Origin of the sequence: Wolbachia endosymbiont (group A) of Epagoge grotiana (assembly GCF_947251775.1) — a bacterium.
In the GTDB taxonomy this organism is placed as follows: domain Bacteria; phylum Pseudomonadota; class Alphaproteobacteria; order Rickettsiales; family Anaplasmataceae; genus Wolbachia; species Wolbachia pipientis.
Genome location: NZ_OX366387.1, coordinates 399,546 through 416,925 on the forward strand (window position 1 = coordinate 399,546; position 17,380 = coordinate 416,925).

Below are 17,380 nucleotides of genomic sequence, written 5' to 3' on the forward strand. Positions count from 1 at the left end.
GAATTTTATAATATATAATAAACACAATTAAAACTATTACAACTTGAACACTTATGATCCCATTGTTCTAGTTCCCTGTTACAATTTTTACATTTCCAGCTTGGATCAGGCAAAGCTTCTGAGCCCATCTTGTTTAGCCAATAAATTACCTTGTCGTGTTCTTGCAATGTAACCTTGAGTTGTATTACAATAAAGTAGATTGACATGTAATTAGCTTTTTTCATAGCAGTGTCTAAATATTGACTTGCAAGATCATATTTACCTGAACTCATTGAGGACAAAGCAAGTAAACAGTAACTAAAATAATAATCAGGGCGTAAGTTGTATAGTCTTTCAGCACCTTTACTATTTAAATTGATGTACATTTTAGCTGACTGAGGAGTAGGATTTACTGTATACTCTGCCTCTAGCACTGCAGAAGCTTTTCTGATTTTTCCAAGTTTAATATATAATTCTGCCTTTAAATAATTGATGGGCTGAAAAATTGCACTATAACGTTGTGCTCTAAATAAAGACTTTATAGCCTCCTTAAAATTTCCTTTACTTTCATATTGCTTTGCTAAAGCGCAATAAAACACTGCAAACATTTCTTTATGATCAAAGGGGAGAAAAATATTGGACTTAACTGCTTCCTTCAACCTCAAAATTGCATTAATCCAATCTTCTTTCAATATGCAATGCTCTATTTGAAAGGGAATAGATAGCATTTTATCGTTAATTGAACTAGAGCAATATTCTATAAATTTTTGAAAGACTACTTTTTCTTGTTTGAGGTGGACAATCAGCTTATTGGCTAGAAGTAGAGCTAAGTTACGATTTTTATTTGCAATATTTGTTAAACCGTTACTGAAAAAGCTGTAATTTCCCGTCTTACCTGAGTTAAAGAGCTTTATTAAAGACAACCTATCGCTCTCCTCACTCAGACTTTTAACTAGCTTTTGGGCATTCTCTATATTGTCTAAGTCTATGCTAAAGAAAGCTTCAAAGAGAAGCAATTCTTCCCTATCCCTTCTTCTATTTCTTATGTTGGCAAATGTTAATGAAATGGAGGAAAAAAAGCGTACAAGTGTAATTAATAAAAATAATAAAACTACACAAGTAAAAATAATGAAATATAGATCAATACTTATAGTGTAATTGCCTAATTCCAATTTTATTACTTCACCACTTACCTTGACCCATATACCAAATAAAAACGAAAAAGCGAAAATTATAAAATAAATCATGAGATATATTGTAATAAGTGATGATATATTGTTGAAATATTCTTAGAAGCTACAATAAAACCATTCAATTTATTCAGCCATGGCTTGAATTCTGAATGCGTTAAATTGCTTACTGTAACAGTTATATTTTGCCAATCATTATCATTTATTGACTCCTCAATTTCTGCGAATTTTACTCTTAATGGATCATTTCGGTCGTCTACCTTTATCCAGTTTGAAATGATTTTTTTAGACAATGTACTTTTGTTGTAATCGATAGTATCAATAGTTTTTTCAAAAGATAACTTCAATTCGTGTAAGGTATTTATCTCTTTCAAATTTTCTAATTCATCTACTGCATTTTCTATCTCTGGATCGTCAAGCTCTGATATCAAAGGCTTTATTGAATTTATATGGTTATCAAATTTTGCTTCTCGCAATAACGAATTCTTCATTTTAACCACAAGTAATAGCAATTTTGCAAGGTTCTTACATCTTGAGTTATTATCACCTTGCTCACATTGAGTATGCTGACTTCTCTTGAGGTCAAATATCTTTTTTTCTATTCTAGATTGATTAACTTCAAGCAACATTCTAAATTCATCCATGTTTTCCGTTAAAGCTTTCACATTGTTTTCACTCTCTTGCTGATTTATTTTTAAAAAGATTATGTTATTTATTGTGATGTAACCGGTAAATAACAATACAATTAAGAACCAACCTATGTACTTTTGCTGAGTATCATTCATAACGTAGTATCTCCGCAGGATCTTGTGCAGCTGCCTGCAACGCAGGAGCAATTGTCGCTAAAAATGATAAGAGTAACGCAAGTGCAGAAATATTTACTACGTCTTGGGGTACTAATATCACTGGCAAACTTGAAAAAAAGTATATCATAGGATCAAACAGCTTGACGTTAGTAATGTTTTCTAAAAACACTCTAATGCTTTCGATATTGAGAGAAAAAACGACACCTATAATACAGCCAAGACAAGTTCCCGTAAAACCGATTAATAGACCACAAGCGCAAAATATACGCATAATGCTTCCACTTGTTGCACCAAATGTACGCATAATTGCAATCGCGGATTTCTTTTCTTGCACTATCATCATTAAATTTGAGATAATATTAAACGCTGCTACAACTATAATCAAAGTGAGAATTAAAAACATCACATTTCTTTCAGTTTTTAAAGCACTAAAATAATGGCTTTGCTGTGATTGCCAACTTTCAGCTTCCATTCCTATTTCTTTTTCTATAGCATCTGCCAGCTTATCAGCTCTAGTAACGTCGTCTACAAGTACTTCTATATTTTTTATGCTATTTTTATAATTAAAAAAGGCTTGTGCTGATTTTAGAGGCATATATATCAAGGTATTATCATACTCAAACATACCCATATCAAATATTGCTATAACTTTATATTTTTTCATTCGCGGCATTTCACCAAGTAATGCATCAAATTCTTCAGATGATATAAACGTAATTTCGTCGCCATAGTCAACGTTCAAAGCTTCTGCTAAGCGTGCTCCTATTATTATTCCTTCATCAAATTTTTTTACATCACCTATAATTACATTATTTGTAACGGCAGTACTATCAAGCAAGTCTTTAGTTGATACACCTCGCACTACGCTACCTGCAATTTTACCGTTTGCTACAATAATAACTTGATCATTGGTCATAGGAGTAGCTTTTAATATACCAGGAATTCTCTCAATAGATTTTGAAACTGCGTAGTAATCTGAATTTATGTTCCTATCAAAATAAACATTAATATGGCCATCAATGCCAAGTATTGAGTCAAGCAACTTTGCTCTGAATCCGTTCATCACAGACATCACCACTATTAGTGTTGCAACTCCAAGGGCAATGCCGATAATAGAGAACAAAGTCATTATAGAGCAAAATCTGGCATTTTTCGCTCGCAAATAGCAAGCAGCCATAGTAATTTCAAAGGCAATGGACATTACAAAATATTTTGAGGTTAAACATTATATTTTTGAAACTTCGTATAATTGTAGACTTTTCTTTATTTGAAAACTAGAGATTTTTGCTTCCTTAAATTTAGCAGGCTTATAGAGTATCTTTAACATTAGAATTTCAAAATCTTCCATATACATCATCTAACCTCACTATATCATTATCAGATAAATGCTCTCCTATCTGAAATTCAACTATTTCAAGTGGAGAGCTTATGCTTCTATTTTCAATCCTATGGGAAACTTCCCTTGGGATTTCTATCATATGGTCTTTTGCTATAGCATATTCTTTGTCTTCTAAACTAACATACCCAACTCCTGATAGCACTATATGGTATTCATCTCTATAGTGATGGAATTGCTTAGAAGTGCAGCTTAATGGATTTATAAAAAGATATTTTATAAGAAAATTTTCGCTCATTAAAATTATACTACAAAATCCCCATGGTTTAACTTCTTTCCTTATCACCTTTACTTTCTTAACTTTATGAATAAATGAAATTAGACTTTTGTTTGGTTGCTTACAAGCTCCACCCAATAAATTTTTATTACTTTTTGTCGTTGAAACTGGTTCTTTTTCTCTAATCACATGCTGAAATGACACCGGTTCTTTACTAAACTTCTCACTCAATTCTAAAACTGAATTCCAAGTTCCAACATCCAACCAATCGAAATTAGCTTCTATCATTGCAACGTTTTTTGCTTTCTCCATCACCAAGTAATCAATGGATATGCCTTCAATTCCTGCAAAATCTCGTTGTTTTAAATACAGAAATCTCTCTTGCGGTGTGAAATATTTAAAACATAAATTGTAAAGATTCGGGGCAGATTTTTTAATCTCATCTATGTAGCGTTTTGCTTTAAACACAAATATTCCAGAGTTCCAATAATGATCGTTACTTAACTTACGCTCGGGCTTTTCTGTAAAATCTTTCACTATATGACATTTTTCTTTCTGATCATATACTGCATTTATATAGCCGTATTCAGAATTGAATTCATGAGGCTTAACCCCAAAAGTGACTATAGAGTTAGTTTCAGAGGCTAACTTAGACGCTTTTTGAGTAGAAGCATAAAAACTATTCAAATCACCTATAAAATGGTCTGAAGGCAGAATTAACATTGTCTCGTTTTCATTGCAGAGAAGTGCAGCAATTAATATTGCCGCTGCTGTTCCAATTTTCACTGGTTCGAAAATCACTTTATATTCTTGCAGTGCATGCAATTCCTCCATCACTAATGACTCGTACTGTATATTTGTAGCAATTATGGGCGGCATATAATCGCTTTTTAGCCTCAACAAAGTGTTGTGAAACATAGTGTTCTGACTAAATATTTTCTGAAATTGCTTTGGCTTAGATAAAGGCCAAAGTCTGCTACCACTACCACCACACAATATTACAGGGCGCATTTAGTTAAGATATTAATTAAATAATTAATATCTTATACTGAGGGCAAAATACATGCAAGTTTTTGTTGTGGAATAGTTAATAAAGAAAGTAAATGTTGATTTAAAGTAATTGCTAATGAGAGTGATCATGTGTAGCGCCTTGCCCTTGCTGTGAATTTCTTCTATTTTGTAATTCCTCAACATGACCTTTTCTTTTATCACTTAATATTTCATTACCCTTATTTTGTTCTTCCTCAGGACTCTTTAGTATTTCATTACTCTTGCTAACTTCTTTATCATCCCCTTGTTTCTTTGGCCTTCTAGCGTTAAGCTCATCCCATGTGCCCACTAGTGAATCACGATTCCCATGATCCGGCTTTAGCCTTTCTTCACCTTTAATAACATTAAAGTCACTTTTTGCTTCTTCCAAACATCCTTTCAGTTGGTGTTTCCACATGGTGTAGTAAGCATCACCATATTTTTTCTCATTTGCTACAAACAATAAAATTGGAGCCTTAAGTATGGTAGCTCCCATATCCACTAAATTTTTTACTGCCGCTGCAGGAGTGAATAAAAGATAACCAAAAGACTTTGCAATTGGGTTTTGTTTGCTTATTAAATGCTCCCCTAACTTTATAGGAAGAGAAGTCAACAATTTAGTACAAACTTTAGCCAAGCTTGTAGCAAAAACGATAGGAACAGATATAAGACTTTTATCTAGCTCTAAATTACCATTCTGATCTCTAATTTCTGAAAAATGGGTGCTTAGCTTTTTATAATCACTAGTGTATAATAATTCTCCATTTCTTCCTTTTTCATCAACAACTTCCTGAACTTTACCTTCTTTATTTTTTACCTCTTTAGTTAGCACAGAAGAGTTAGTTAATTCAAACGGATATTGAGGATCTTTAGTTTTTTCAGCTTCAAAAATTGGCACGTGTTTTTTCAAATCCATTCTCGAAAAGCCTAATGGCTCAAAATATGACTTATGCAACTCATTTATCGGAATTTGCTTACCCTGATTGTCTATATAATTGATAGTAAAATAAGATCTATCATTATCTTTATCTTTGGTAACTAAAGATAATCTGAAACTTGGTTGTTCTCCATTCTCATCTTTTTGACCATACAAAAGTTTATAGGTTGGATTTTTATCTTTATCTAGTATAGCATTTCCATGCATATCCCTGTTTTCTATGATTTTAGCAGACTGTACAATTTGATCATAATTTTTTGGATACTGGCATTTCCTTCCATCATACATCATTACCTTTCTAAGGTCTTCGACGTAAACTTGAGATTCAGGTGAAGTAAGCAGACCTTTTGCTTTAAGTGTAAGATCTATTGCTCCCTTTTTTAATGCTTCAAACATATTGTCAAACCAAAATCGCTATAATGCTATAGTTCAATAATAAAACTAGTACACTAATAATATATTAACACAGCACCGGTGATTTTACAAGAAAATATGCCTGTAGAAGATAAAGATTGTAAAAGCGAGGGTTATATAAGTAATGCTTGATAAGTACTTTATGCATGTAATTGTAAAAATCCTCAAAGGTACGCTGTGTATATAATCTTCGCATACTACCTGCATTCCAAGAACTGCGTGCCAAAAAATGCAAAACAACAATACAACAAAAAATAAAAGCTCTAGAGGGTGATTAATAAATTTTTCACTAAAAGACAAAGAGCTATCAGTATAAAATGTGCAAGAAAATGAATAGATAAACCAAGGAAACAGGAACAGTAAAATTACCGCAGAAACACGCTGAACCCACCAATGATGTACTGAATTTCCAGACTGACTCATATAAACATAAATAAAAAAGCCATAGTAGAAAGAAGTAGCGTTACTGTCAGCAGTATAGCACTCCTTGAAACGCCAGTAATTTCTAAATTAAGCCCAGCATCCCACAATAAATGACGAATACCATTAAGAAAATGATATACAAAACTTATAAAACATAAGACATAAGCTAATTTAGCAACAGGAGTGAATAGTAATGCATTTAAGTACCTTACTATAAGTAACTCAGGAAAGTAAACATGTAATATGAAATACCAAGAAAGTATCATTAATAAAAGGAATAGCAAGATACCAGTCAATCTATGCATAATAGAGAAAAAACTAGTAACTTGTACTTTATATATTTGTAAATGTGGAGAAAGAGGTCTATCACTCATAAAATCCGTTATCGGGAAATTAAAATAAAGTAGAAGTAAAGACAGCAGTATAGCAGATAACAACACCATCATTAAAAATGGTAAATTATGTGCAAAGCCTAAGGAGGTAATCCAGCTGCAGATTCCCCTACTGCTACCTTGTTACGACTTCACCCCAGTCACCGATCCCACTTTAAATAACTCCCTCCTTGCGGTTAGGTCGTTAGCTTCGAGTGAAACCAATTCCCATGGCGTGACGGGCAGTGTGTACAAGACCCGAGAACGTATTCACCGTGGCGTGCTGATCCACGATTACTAGCGATTCCAACTTCATGCACTCGAGTTGCAGAGTACAATCCGAACTGAGATGGCTTTTAAGGGATTAGCTTAGCCTCGCGACTTTGCAGCCCATTGTAGCCACCATTGTAGCACGTGTGTAGCCCACTCCATAAGGGCCATGATGACTTGACATCATCCCCACCTTCCTCCACTTTATCACTGGCAGTTTCCTTAAAGTCCCCAGCATTACCTGATGGTAACTAAGGATGAGGGTTGCGCTCGTTGCGGGACTTAACCCAACATCTCACGACACGAGCTGACGACAGCCATGCAACACCTGTGTGAAACCCGGCCGAACCGACCCTATCCCTTCGAATAGGTATAATTTCCATGTCAAGGAGTGGTAAGGTTTTTCGCGTTGCATCGAATTAAACCACATGCTCCACCGCTTGTGCGGGTCCCCGTCAATTCCTTTGAGTTTTAATCTTGCGACCGTAGTCCCCAGGCGGAATGTTTAACGCGTTAGCTGTAATACAGAAAGTAAAACTTCCCATATTTAACATTCATCGTTTACAGCGTGGACTACCAGGGTATCTAATCCTGTTTGCTCCCCACGCTTTCGCGCCTCAGCGTCAGATTTGAACCAGATAGACGCCTTCGCCACTGGTGTTCCTCCTAATATTTACGAATTTCACCTCTACACTAGGAATTCCTCTATCCTCTTTCAATCTCTAGATTAGCAGTTTTAAAAGCAATTCCAAGGTTGAGCCTTGGGATTTCACTTTTAACTTACTAATCCGCCTACGCGCCCTTTACGCCCAATAATTCCGAATAACGCTAGCCCTCTCCGTATTACCGCGGCTGCTGGCACGGAGTTAGCCAGGACTTCTTCTGTGAGTACCGTCATTATCTTCCTCACTAAAAGAGCTTTACAACCCAAAGGCCTTCTTCACTCATGCGGCATGGCTGGATCAGGCTTTCGCCCATTGTCCAATATTCCCCACTGCTGCCTCCCGTAGGAGTCTGGACCGTATCTCAGTTCCAGTGTGGCTGATCATCCTCTCAGATCAGCTATAGATCATTGCCTTGGTAGGCTATTACTCCACCAACTAGCTAATCTAATATAGGCTCATCTAATAGCAATAAATTTTTCCCCCGTAGGGCGTATACGGTATTAGTTGCCGTTTCCAACAATTATTCCGTACTACTAGGTAGATTCCTATACATTACTCACCCGTCTGCCACTAAGTTATACCATAGCAAGCTACAATATAACTCCGTTCGACTTGCATGTGTTAGGCCTGCCGCCAGCGTTCATTCTGAGCCAGGATCAAACTCTCAAATTTAGACTTCAACCTATAAAAGGTTGAGGGTACATCGGATAAATCCGACAAAAAATAATTTAGCTTAATACTGCTGTCTTTATTTCTACTTTAGAAATATTTTAATCTCCAACTATTCAAACAACTTTAAGAATATTATTATGTGATATAATCACTATGTCAATATGTTTTTGCAAATCAAAAGCATTAATGTATAAATATATAACTATTTGGAATATTACCATGAAAAAATACATCTTTCTGCTTGCACTCGCGCCAATGTTAGTTGGCATCACATTATACTTATTGCGCAACATTGATAACACAAAACAATCTATAACTGCAGGTGACAAGTTTTACGAAGTATTATTCTTAAAAAAAGATAATAAGCCGCTGCTAGAAGAAATAGATTCAAATTGGGAGTATTTAGCAAATTTTGAACGCGCATTCAATCATATCTCAGATTCAATGCCAACAGACACAGCATCTATTTATAATGATTTGGCAGATGATAAAGATGCTCCTGGTGTTTTGCGTGAGTTAGCACAATATTTAGAAGTAATGAGCTTACTTCACTCCAACGGTGAAAAAATAAATAAAGACAAAATTGATAATTTAGAATCAAGCACAGTGTATCCTTATTCAAGCCAAGAAGCTATTGCTGTAGTAAAGATACACAATAACGACGTTAAGGGTGCAACTGAAATATTGCGTTCCCTATTAAATGATAGAAAATGCCCTATCCTAATCAAAGCTAATGCACAAGAATTACTCAGGATATATGGGAGTTAACTCATTGGACTTTTTGCATAGCTTTTGGCAGCGCATCGGATGAAACGAAAAAACTTACTTGACACCCTTCGCCAGCCCCCTTATCATGATAGTGAAGCTATTGTATTTGCTTTCGCCAATCTGCAGATTAAAAGGTAAGGATTACTTAATGTATCGGCGTCTTATGTTCAATTTTTTGCAGTATATAGATACTGTATGTCTTTACAAAACTTCATCTACATCTAGATTTTTATCTAAATAAGCTGAACGCGCTTATAAAGCGTTACAAGACATCAAAAAATGCCAATACTCGACAGAGATAGTAAAAGACTAGCTAACTCGGGGATTCTTTGTCTTTTTTTCTGCTTAGTAAACTTCTTAAACATTTGCAGCGTAAGTTAGTTGCAATTAAAAGCAGCTTAATCTTGCTTGTCAAGCGTTTAAAACATAAAAAACGCCAATATTTTAAAGCGGATAATAACCCCAGGGTTTCTTTTGCCTTTTTTTTCATTTGGTAAATTTTTTAAATATTTATGGCTAAAGATTGCACGAATGTTGCAATTACAAAAACGATTTCTACTAGGGTATCACGCACTGGGATGACACCATTCTTTTTCCTGGATCCAAGTAGTCAGGGCACTGGGATGACAGCTACCCTGACAATCGTCACCCCGCTGCTTGTTAGCGGATACCGCGGCGGTATGACGTAGAAGTTATACTTTTATGCTTACCAACTTAATAAAATTCCTGGATTCCAGTGTCAGCTACTTTCATGACACCAACAGTTGATATTGGTTTGTTGCTTTGCTAGCCAACTACTAGCTATGCCTCAAGTTTCCTATTCAAAATTTTCAATATCAAATCCAATTCATTTGGATTATCATACCGTATCATAACTTTACCCTTAGAATTGTTGTCATTAATTTTGATCTTTAAACCAAGTTGAGAAGATATAGCGCCTTCTATTACTGTCATATCTTGATTTCTAGTATATCTCTGCTCTTTTTGATTGTTGTTTTGATGTAGGTCCTTTATCAGTTTTTCAGTTTGTCTAACGCTTAAGCCCTGAGAAACTATTTTTTCTGCAATACTTTCCGCATTTTCAACATTAATCAACGCTCTTGCATGACCCATAGACAATTTTTTCTCATTGATCATTGTTTTCACCCTATCAGGGAGCAACAACATCCGAATCATATTGGTTATGTGGCTGCGGCTTTTGCCTATAGCTGAAGCTAATTCCTCATGTGTATAGAAAAACTCATCTATCAGTTTTCTGTAAGCTTCACCTTCCTCTATTGGATTAATATCTTGCCTTTGTATGTTTTCAATAATGGATACTTCCAAGCATTCCTTGTCGCTCAGATCTTTTATGATAACCGGTGCACTATCAAGATTTGCAATCTTGCTTGCTCGCCAACGACGTTCTCCAGCTATTATTTCATAACCATCATCATTTGAATCTTTGCGTACCACGATAGGCTGTATAATGCCACTTTTCTTTATCGAATTTGCAAGTTCTCTTAATGACTCCTCGTCAAAATGTTTCCTCGGTTGAAATTTGCTTGGGTGCAGTAATGAAATAGGCAAATGCCCTTGTCGATCTTCTTTATTATCATAATTATCGCCTATGAGGCCGGCAAGACCTCTGCCGAGGCGTCTATCATCCTTCATACTACGCCCTCGCTTACTAGTTTCTTCTCCTTACAACTGCTCGCGTGCTTTTTTAAAATTTCCCTTGCCAAACTTATATATGCTTGTGCACCAGGACACTTAAGATCATACACAATAGCGGGTTTTCCATGAGAAGGCGCTTCTGATAACCGTACGTTACGTGGAATAACAGTCTCATACAATGGGATGATAGTTTTGTATACTTTATCATTTAAATACTGGCAAATATCGTTTTTAATCTGTTCACTGAGTTTGTTGCGCCTGTCATACATTGTTAACACTATCCCTTCTATTGCCAAAAAAGGGTTTAGGTTATTTCTTTTTATCAGCTCTACAGTTTTAACTAAATGGCTTAATCCCTCCAAAGCAAAAAATTCACACTGAAGAGGGACAATAATAGAATTAGCAGCAGTCAAAGCATTTATGGTTAGAAGCCCAAGTGATGGAGGGCAATCGATGATTATATACTCATAATTATCGCGTATCTTCTCTAATGCGCTTTTTAGCACAAATTTTCCTCGCTCAAGTTGCGATAATTCAATTTCTGCAGCTGATAAATCAACTACTGACGAAATTAGTGATAAATTTGGAATTTCCTTTATATTGAAAATTGCCGATTCTATCAATTTATTTTCGCTGCTTAGTAGTATTTTGTATATATTTTTTTCTTCCCTACTACGATAAGAAATCCCGAGCCCGGTGCTAGCATTTCCTTGAGGATCAAGATCTACCAATAAAGTGCTTTTTCCCACAGCAGCAAAGGCTGTCGATAAATTTATACTAGTTGTGGTTTTGCCAACTCCACCCTTTTGATTTACTATTGCAATAATCTTGCTCACGCCTTTTATCTTATGTATAAAATAATTCTATTGTATATATGCAAGAAACTTTTGCATTAGAAAATTTTTTTGTTGTTAACCACACTAAAATTAGACTGTCTTTTTTGCTTTGTGTAACACACTTTGAACCTTGTTTCCTAATTCATTCAGAGTGAATGGTTTTGGCAAAAAGTGAAAATCTTCTATATTGATGTCATCACTCTTTAAAAAAGCATCTTCTGCATACCCAGAAATAAAAATAACGTTGATATTTGGCCTATGGATCAATGCTTCTTTAACTATTTCTGGGCCGCTCACCTCTGGCATGATTACATCAGTGATTATAAGATCTATGTGTTGACTTTTTTTACTGATTATTTCTAGCGCCTCGCTGCCTATGCTTGCTTCTATTACATCAAATCCTTTCCTTTTTAGTGCTTTAGCAATGAATTCCCTTACTGAATCTTCATCTTCAATCAATAAAATTATACCATTACCTTTAATTTCACTTACTACCGGTCTTTCTATTTCTTCACTATCTTCCTCTCTCAGATTTTCATCTGATATGTAAACCATGGGCAAAAATATGCTAAATTTAGTTCCATGATTTACTTTGCTAGCAACATAGATGTATCCTTCAGTTTGTTTAATAATGCCATATACAGTAGAGAGGCCAAGACCTGTACCAGAGGTAATATCTTTGGTAGAAAAAAATGGGTCAAATACCTTTCCAATTGTATCACTTGTCATTCCACATCCAGTATCAATTACTTCAATCACAACATAATTTCCATGTTCGATCGTTTCCTTGTCTGGAGAAAACATATCCTGAGGTGTAGAATTTAATGAGTCAATCTTTTGATTAAAGGTTCGTATAGTTAATTCTCCGCCCTTTTCCATAGCAGCACTAGCATTGACTGCTAAGTTAAGTATAACTTGCTCTAATTGCCCTTGATCAGCCCTAACAGCACCCAAGTCTCTACCATAATAAATATTAAATTTTATATTTTCACCTATTAATCTTTTTATCATTTCATAAAGATTAGCTATAGTATTATTTACATCAATAATTTTTGGCTGCAAGGTCTGTCTTCTTGAGAAAGCAAGCAATTGTCTTACTAAATTTGATCCACGCTTTGCATTTTGCTGTATCTGTATTATATCTCCAAAAGATGGGTCACCAGCTGAGTGTTGGAGTAAAAGCAAATCGCAAAATCCTATTATCCCAGTCAATATATTGTTGAAATCATGCGCAATACCACCTGCTAACTGCCCTATAGCTTGCATCTTTTGATAATGCTCAAGCTTTATCTCTAGGTTTTTGTGTTCAGTATTGTCAATAAAATAACAAAGTATGAAGATCATTTTATTATGAAGAAACTTATTGAAATATATTTTTATGTTATTACCGCCGTTGAGCTGTACATCAAAAGACGCATTATTTATTCTATTACTCGAAAAATATTCACGTATTTTCACATGATAACTATCCAATATCAACGTAAAGATTGAATTATTATCTGACCCTGCAAGCTTTATTAGTGCCGTATTTTTCTTTACAAAGTTGCCGTTTATGTCACATTGTGCAATAGCAATTGATGAATTTGCAAAACAAGGGTGTAATTGATAATCAACAATATTTGATTCGGTTGGTGTTATAAAGCCATATATATAGCTATGGTTGTATTTATCACAAAATATAGCAGTGCTCATATAAGCCTTGAATGGAATACCACTTATAGTAAAAAACAAAATTTCATTATCGGTTGTTGTATTGTTATATTTAGATTGAGATATAAAATCACTGATTGAGCTACCTTTTTCCAGTTTTTTTAGTTCAAATATGTCTAAAAATCTTTTATTTACAGATAAAATCACCCCTTTGGCATTTGCAATGTAAGTTCCTATGCTGTGTTTTTCTATTAACTCTTCATATATCTGCTCCTTGTTTATCTGTGTTGCTTTTAATACAAAATACCCATCTGGCCTTGCTATTGGCACTAATGATAAATTTAAAATCTTATTACTATTTATAGCAATTTGGGGATTATCTGGTATCGGCTCAAAGAGCAAAAGAAAGTTAGATACTCTATTCTTCTTGTTTAAGGAAATGCATACCTGTACAGAAGAGTTATTTTTTAGTGCATGATAGAGTACTTTTTTGTCTGCTTCTGAAACATCTCCTATTTCAAGAATCTTGTCTAACGTAATGTCATCATCTATATGATCTTTAAACCTTTCGTAGAACCTTGCATCAGCATAAATAATACCTTCATCTTTATGTAAAATAAGGCAAAATTCTGTATTATGATTTAGTGCATTTGCAAATATTGCATTTTGAAATTCTATAGTATTAAGTAGGTATCTGTAGCGTTTTACATTATACATCATAAAGAGAGTTGTTAGAATGCTAACTAATAAATTAATCTCTATATTAATATGCTGACTATATATATCAAAAAAGTAGAGTATCGATATTGCTACTGGAGGTAAGAGCATAATAACTGCCATCACAACAATTGACATTCCATAATTTCTTAGTATGAAGTCAACCCTGTTCTCTTTTTTGTTATCTATGTATCTTTTATTCATTATTGTTACTTGGCATTGTTGTACATACGAAAATGTTCTATTATATTGATTTAATTATTATAGATTTATTAACGTCTTTGATAGATAATTATCATCCAAATCTAATTAAGTTCCTTAAATATCAGATATAACAATGTTAATAAGCTAGCAAAAGGATATTATGGAAAAACAAAAAACACAAGCATTTAAATGGTTCTGTGCACTAAGAGATAAGATCATAGAATCTTTCTTATTAATTGAAAAACAATCATCCGCAGAGCCAAAGATCGAAAAGAGAAAGTGGGATCGCCCAGGTGGTGGAGGTGGTGAATCTACAATTATTTTTGGTAATGTTTTTGAAAAAGTTGGAGTAAACGTTTCAAAAGTACACGGAAAATTTGCAGATTCAGCCATTAATGAAATTCCTGGTGCAAGTGAAAGTAACGGAGAGTTCTGGGCAAGCGGTATATCTTTAGTGTCTCATATGCAATCGCCCCTTATCCCTGCAGCACATATGAACACAAGGCTGATATATACTTCAAAACAATGGTTTGGTGGAGGAATGGATTTTACGCCAATATATAGAAATGAAGAAGATTGCAAGTATATTCATGAATCAATCAAAATGACATGTGATAGATTTGACACCGGATATTATCCAAAATTTAAAGAGCAATGTGACAATTATTTTTTCTTACAACACAGAAAAGAGCCACGTGGCATTGGTGGTATTTTCTATGATAATCTGAGTTCTGGTAATTGGGAAAATGATTTTGAGTTCACAAAAGCAGTAGGTGAAGCCTTTTTGGAAATTTATTCGCACGTCATACGTAAACATATGCAAAAATCTTGGACAAAAGAACAACGAGAAAATCAATTAATAAAACGTGGCAGATATGTAGAATTCAATCTGTTATACGATCGTGGCACAAGGTTTGGTTTAATGACTGACGGCAATCCAGATGCAATTATGATGTCAATGCCACCACTTGTTAAGTGGTTATAGAGAGCTGCTATTAGTAGAAAATAAATCATCATAGTTTAAAATTGTACCATGGTAGTGAGCTTTTATATAGGGGGTATAATCATGGGCATAATAGATAATTTTTTAATTAAATCTGTCAAAAACAATGACATAAAAGGTGTTAAACTGACTCTAATTCTCTATGATGCATTAAATAGTTTTAGAAAATTCTTTTCAAAGACTATGTCTCTCAAGAATACAGGATCATTTGATATAAATAATAATCAAGCTTTAAATCAGGCTTTAGGACATGCTACAGATCACAAAATAATGGAATTGCTGATTAATCGTGGAGCTGATATCCACTCAATAGATGAGAATGGAAAGAATGTTATAATTCGTGTTATTGAGAGTTTAGCAGAATCAAAAAATCTAAAATTGGATAGTGAGAAAAACTTACCAGCAGAGATAATTCTTCACCCCACAGTTTCCTTTTTACTAGGAAAAGGCGCAGAGTATTATTCTACAGATGATTTGAATGTTGAAGCTATACAACAAAAACCTCCTAGAACCTCTGAATATGAGCCAATAACTATGTACGCTGAGGTGAACAACAATGTAATACCACCTCAAAAACCTTCTAGAACTTTTGAGTATAAGCCAAAGAGCACTAATTATGATGCTTTGCCTTCAAAAGAGCCAATTTACGCTGAGGTGTATGATGCTAAGGTTAGTAACTCATTAGGGGAGAATGGTTATTTGAGTGTATCAGAAGAATCTATTTATGCTGAAATATATGATTCACATAAAAAATCCACTGAAAATTTATCATTGGAAGATAGTGGTTATTTGAGTATATCAGAAGAACCTATTTATTGCACTATAGATGATCTTTCAGAACAAAAAAGCCTACTAGCCTAAAACAGAAAGAGCCAGAACAGTCGTCAGAACCTATTTATGCTAGGGTAGATTTGTCCAAGAAAAGAGCAGAAAGAAAAGCAAAAGACATAAAAGCTAATTCTGGAACTTGCCATGGGTTAGTGCAAGATAAAGTGAATGATTGGCAAGTGAAGCTAAATGAGCTAAGTGCTAATAAGTCGATAAGTCAGCAACAGACTAATGATCAAAAAATTAAGACCAAGGCTAGCTTTAGTGTAGAAGAAATAAGGCAGAAATATGAGCGTAGAGATTCTGGCTACGATTCTGGCTATGATTCCGATACAAAAGTTGAACAACAATTAGAATTAGCTCCTAAATCTGAGATAGGTTCAGTGAGTATTGAGCATGGAGTAATAGGAGGCTGTCGATATAAGATTACTGATATATCCCTCTAACTATGTGATTCAAAATAATTGAATTGACTTTATATATGTAATCGATATAACCTAGTTAGATTCAAGTTGACTCTTTCGTCTAGTGGTTAGGACACCACCCTTTCACGGTGGTAACACGGGTTCAAATCCCGTAAGAGTCACTCAAGTAGAATATAATTAAAGTTTTGAATGGGAAAAATTAGGCTCTATGTTGAAGAAGCTTTATCACAAGGCGTGAGTTTAGCACTTAATCCACAACAAAGTCACTATATTTGCAATGTAATGCGGCTTAAGAAGTATGATAATCTCTCTCTTTTTAATGGAAAAGATGGAGAATGGTTAGGAGAAGTAGTTAATATATCGCGTAAATTGACAGAAGTTACACCCAAAGAATGCACTAAACAACAGCAATATGAGGAAAATTTATACCTGTATTGTGCCATGGTAAAAAGTGCTGCTTTGAACAACATAGTAAGACAGGCAACTGAAATGGGAGTAATCTGCATTCAATTTATTTCAACGGAACGTACAGTGGTAAAAAATATTAACCTAAGTAGAGCAAAATTACAAGCAATCGAAGCAGCGGAACAATCCGGTAGGATAAGTATACCAGAGATTTTGCCTCCTATTAACTTTTGCGAATTACCTGATTCCCAGAGTAAAAATTTTGTTTTATGTGATGAAACAGGTAAAGCTGATAAAGTGCTGAAAGGTAAGAAAAATGTTGCTATTATTGTTGGCCCTGAAGGTGCTTTTTCATCTTATGAACTTGATCTTGCCGATAAGTTTTGTCAAAAATTGAGTCTAGGAAAAAGAATTTTAAGAGTCGATACCGCTGTGGTTGCTGCACTAACTTTCACCAATTGGTGTAGCTAGATTTTTAAATATGGCTAAGATAAAGAAATCTGGTTCAGTGTTGCGCGC

Annotated in this window: 15 protein-coding genes, 1 tRNA gene and 1 rRNA gene; 6 read left to right on the top strand and 11 right to left on the bottom strand. The window is 34.5% G+C overall.

Features of this window, described 5'->3' with window-relative positions; all coding sequences use genetic code 11:
- Positions 1–5: 5 nt before the first annotated feature.
- The 8 genes from OPR50_RS01950 to OPR50_RS01985 all read right to left on the bottom strand — a co-directional run bounded on the left by OPR50_RS01950 (position 6) and on the right by OPR50_RS01985 (position 8,369).
- Positions 6–1,226, bottom strand: a complete 1,221-nt coding sequence (locus OPR50_RS01950; RefSeq protein ID WP_265024195.1) for a heme biosynthesis protein HemY — start codon at positions 1,224–1,226, stop codon at positions 6–8.
- Positions 1,223–1,954, bottom strand: a complete 732-nt coding sequence (locus OPR50_RS01955; RefSeq protein ID WP_038250643.1) for a hypothetical protein — start codon at positions 1,952–1,954, stop codon at positions 1,223–1,225. Before OPR50_RS01955 ends, OPR50_RS01950 begins: the two co-directional genes overlap by 4 nt.
- On the bottom strand, positions 1,947–3,176 hold the full coding sequence (locus OPR50_RS01960; RefSeq protein ID WP_012673387.1) for a lipoprotein-releasing ABC transporter permease subunit: 1,230 nt from the start codon (positions 3,174–3,176) through the stop codon (positions 1,947–1,949). The genes OPR50_RS01955 and OPR50_RS01960 overlap by 8 nt, the downstream gene beginning before the upstream one ends.
- Positions 3,177–3,309: 133 nt before the next feature.
- On the bottom strand, positions 3,310–4,599 hold the full coding sequence (locus OPR50_RS01965) for a sugar phosphate nucleotidyltransferase (RefSeq protein WP_006280310.1): 1,290 nt from the start codon (positions 4,597–4,599) through the stop codon (positions 3,310–3,312).
- A gap of 112 nt (positions 4,600–4,711) precedes the next feature.
- Positions 4,712–5,950 carry a hypothetical protein gene (locus OPR50_RS01970; protein WP_264339673.1) on the bottom strand — a complete coding sequence of 413 codons (1,239 nt, stop codon included), beginning with the start codon at positions 5,948–5,950 and terminating at the stop codon, positions 4,712–4,714.
- An 84-nt stretch (positions 5,951–6,034) separates the two neighbouring features.
- The gene (gene sdhD, locus OPR50_RS01975; RefSeq protein ID WP_010963113.1) at positions 6,035–6,391 is read right to left on the bottom strand and encodes a succinate dehydrogenase, hydrophobic membrane anchor protein; all 357 of its coding nucleotides are present in this window, start codon (positions 6,389–6,391) and stop codon (positions 6,035–6,037) included.
- Positions 6,388–6,765, bottom strand: coding sequence for a succinate dehydrogenase, cytochrome b556 subunit (sdhC, locus tag OPR50_RS01980; protein WP_007548462.1), 378 nt, complete (start codon positions 6,763–6,765; stop codon positions 6,388–6,390). Before sdhC ends, sdhD begins: the two co-directional genes overlap by 4 nt.
- Positions 6,766–6,864: 99 nt before the next feature.
- Positions 6,865–8,369: ribosomal RNA gene (locus tag OPR50_RS01985) — 16S ribosomal RNA — on the bottom strand.
- Positions 8,370–8,522: 153 nt separating this feature from the next.
- Between OPR50_RS01985 and OPR50_RS01990 the strand changes: the two genes are divergently transcribed.
- Positions 8,523–9,137 carry a hypothetical protein gene (locus OPR50_RS01990; RefSeq protein WP_264339671.1) on the top strand — a complete coding sequence of 205 codons (615 nt, stop codon included), beginning with the start codon at positions 8,523–8,525 and terminating at the stop codon, positions 9,135–9,137.
- Positions 9,138–9,938: 801 nt separating this feature from the next.
- Here the strand turns inward: OPR50_RS01990 and OPR50_RS01995 are convergent.
- From OPR50_RS01995 to OPR50_RS02005, 3 genes are all read right to left on the bottom strand, one after another.
- On the bottom strand, positions 9,939–10,790 hold the full coding sequence (locus OPR50_RS01995; protein WP_264339670.1) for a ParB/RepB/Spo0J family partition protein: 852 nt from the start codon (positions 10,788–10,790) through the stop codon (positions 9,939–9,941).
- Entirely contained in the window at positions 10,787–11,629 is an 843-nt protein-coding gene (locus tag OPR50_RS02000) for a ParA family protein (RefSeq protein ID WP_006280226.1), read from the bottom strand. Before OPR50_RS02000 ends, OPR50_RS01995 begins: the two co-directional genes overlap by 4 nt.
- A 90-nt stretch (positions 11,630–11,719) precedes the next feature.
- A complete protein-coding gene (locus tag OPR50_RS02005) occupies positions 11,720–14,200 on the bottom strand; it encodes a response regulator (RefSeq protein ID WP_265024196.1) in 2,481 nt (826 codons plus the stop codon).
- A 160-nt stretch (positions 14,201–14,360) separates the two neighbouring features.
- On the opposite strand from OPR50_RS02005, the gene hemF reads away from it, so the two are divergent.
- The 5 genes from hemF to OPR50_RS02030 all read left to right on the top strand — a co-directional run bounded on the left by hemF (position 14,361) and on the right by OPR50_RS02030 (position 17,332).
- Positions 14,361–15,185: an oxygen-dependent coproporphyrinogen oxidase gene (hemF, locus tag OPR50_RS02010; RefSeq protein WP_155969192.1), complete on the top strand. Its 825-nt coding sequence runs from the start codon at positions 14,361–14,363 to the stop codon at positions 15,183–15,185.
- A gap of 81 nt (positions 15,186–15,266) precedes the next feature.
- Complete coding sequence (locus OPR50_RS02015; RefSeq protein ID WP_244663027.1) at positions 15,267–16,064, top strand: hypothetical protein; 798 nt, start codon at positions 15,267–15,269, stop codon at positions 16,062–16,064.
- A 50-nt stretch (positions 16,065–16,114) separates the two neighbouring features.
- Complete coding sequence (locus tag OPR50_RS02020) at positions 16,115–16,477, top strand: hypothetical protein (RefSeq protein ID WP_264339705.1); 363 nt, start codon at positions 16,115–16,117, stop codon at positions 16,475–16,477.
- Between the two features lie 68 nt (positions 16,478–16,545).
- Positions 16,546–16,617, top strand: a tRNA-Glu gene (locus OPR50_RS02025).
- Positions 16,618–16,645: 28 nt separating this feature from the next.
- Complete coding sequence (locus OPR50_RS02030) at positions 16,646–17,332, top strand: 16S rRNA (uracil(1498)-N(3))-methyltransferase (RefSeq protein WP_265024197.1); 687 nt, start codon at positions 16,646–16,648, stop codon at positions 17,330–17,332.
- Positions 17,333–17,380: the final 48 nt, after the last annotated feature.

Bases quoted from the DNA above. Each gene is read 5' to 3' on its own strand.
- OPR50_RS01950 (WP_265024195.1), bottom strand. From the start codon at position 1,226: ATGATTTATTTTATAATTTTCGCTTTTTCGTTTTTATTTGGTATATGG.
- OPR50_RS01955 (WP_038250643.1), bottom strand. From the start codon at position 1,954: ATGAATGATACTCAGCAAAAGTACATAGGTTGGTTCTTAATTGTATTG.
- OPR50_RS01960 (WP_012673387.1), bottom strand. From the start codon at position 3,176: ATGTCCATTGCCTTTGAAATTACTATGGCTGCTTGCTATTTGCGAGCG.
- OPR50_RS01965 (WP_006280310.1), bottom strand. From the start codon at position 4,599: ATGCGCCCTGTAATATTGTGTGGTGGTAGTGGTAGCAGACTTTGGCCT.
- OPR50_RS01970 (WP_264339673.1), bottom strand. From the start codon at position 5,950: ATGTTTGAAGCATTAAAAAAGGGAGCAATAGATCTTACACTTAAAGCA.
- sdhD (WP_010963113.1), bottom strand. From the start codon at position 6,391: ATGAGTCAGTCTGGAAATTCAGTACATCATTGGTGGGTTCAGCGTGTT.
- sdhC (WP_007548462.1), bottom strand. From the start codon at position 6,765: ATGAGTGATAGACCTCTTTCTCCACATTTACAAATATATAAAGTACAA.
- OPR50_RS01990 (WP_264339671.1), top strand. From the start codon at position 8,523: ATGTCAATATGTTTTTGCAAATCAAAAGCATTAATGTATAAATATATA.
- OPR50_RS01995 (WP_264339670.1), bottom strand. From the start codon at position 10,790: ATGAAGGATGATAGACGCCTCGGCAGAGGTCTTGCCGGCCTCATAGGC.
- OPR50_RS02005 (WP_265024196.1), bottom strand. From the start codon at position 14,200: ATGAATAAAAGATACATAGATAACAAAAAAGAGAACAGGGTTGACTTC.
- hemF (WP_155969192.1), top strand. From the start codon at position 14,361: ATGGAAAAACAAAAAACACAAGCATTTAAATGGTTCTGTGCACTAAGA.
- OPR50_RS02015 (WP_244663027.1), top strand. From the start codon at position 15,267: ATGGGCATAATAGATAATTTTTTAATTAAATCTGTCAAAAACAATGAC.
- OPR50_RS02030 (WP_265024197.1), top strand. From the start codon at position 16,646: ATGGGAAAAATTAGGCTCTATGTTGAAGAAGCTTTATCACAAGGCGTG.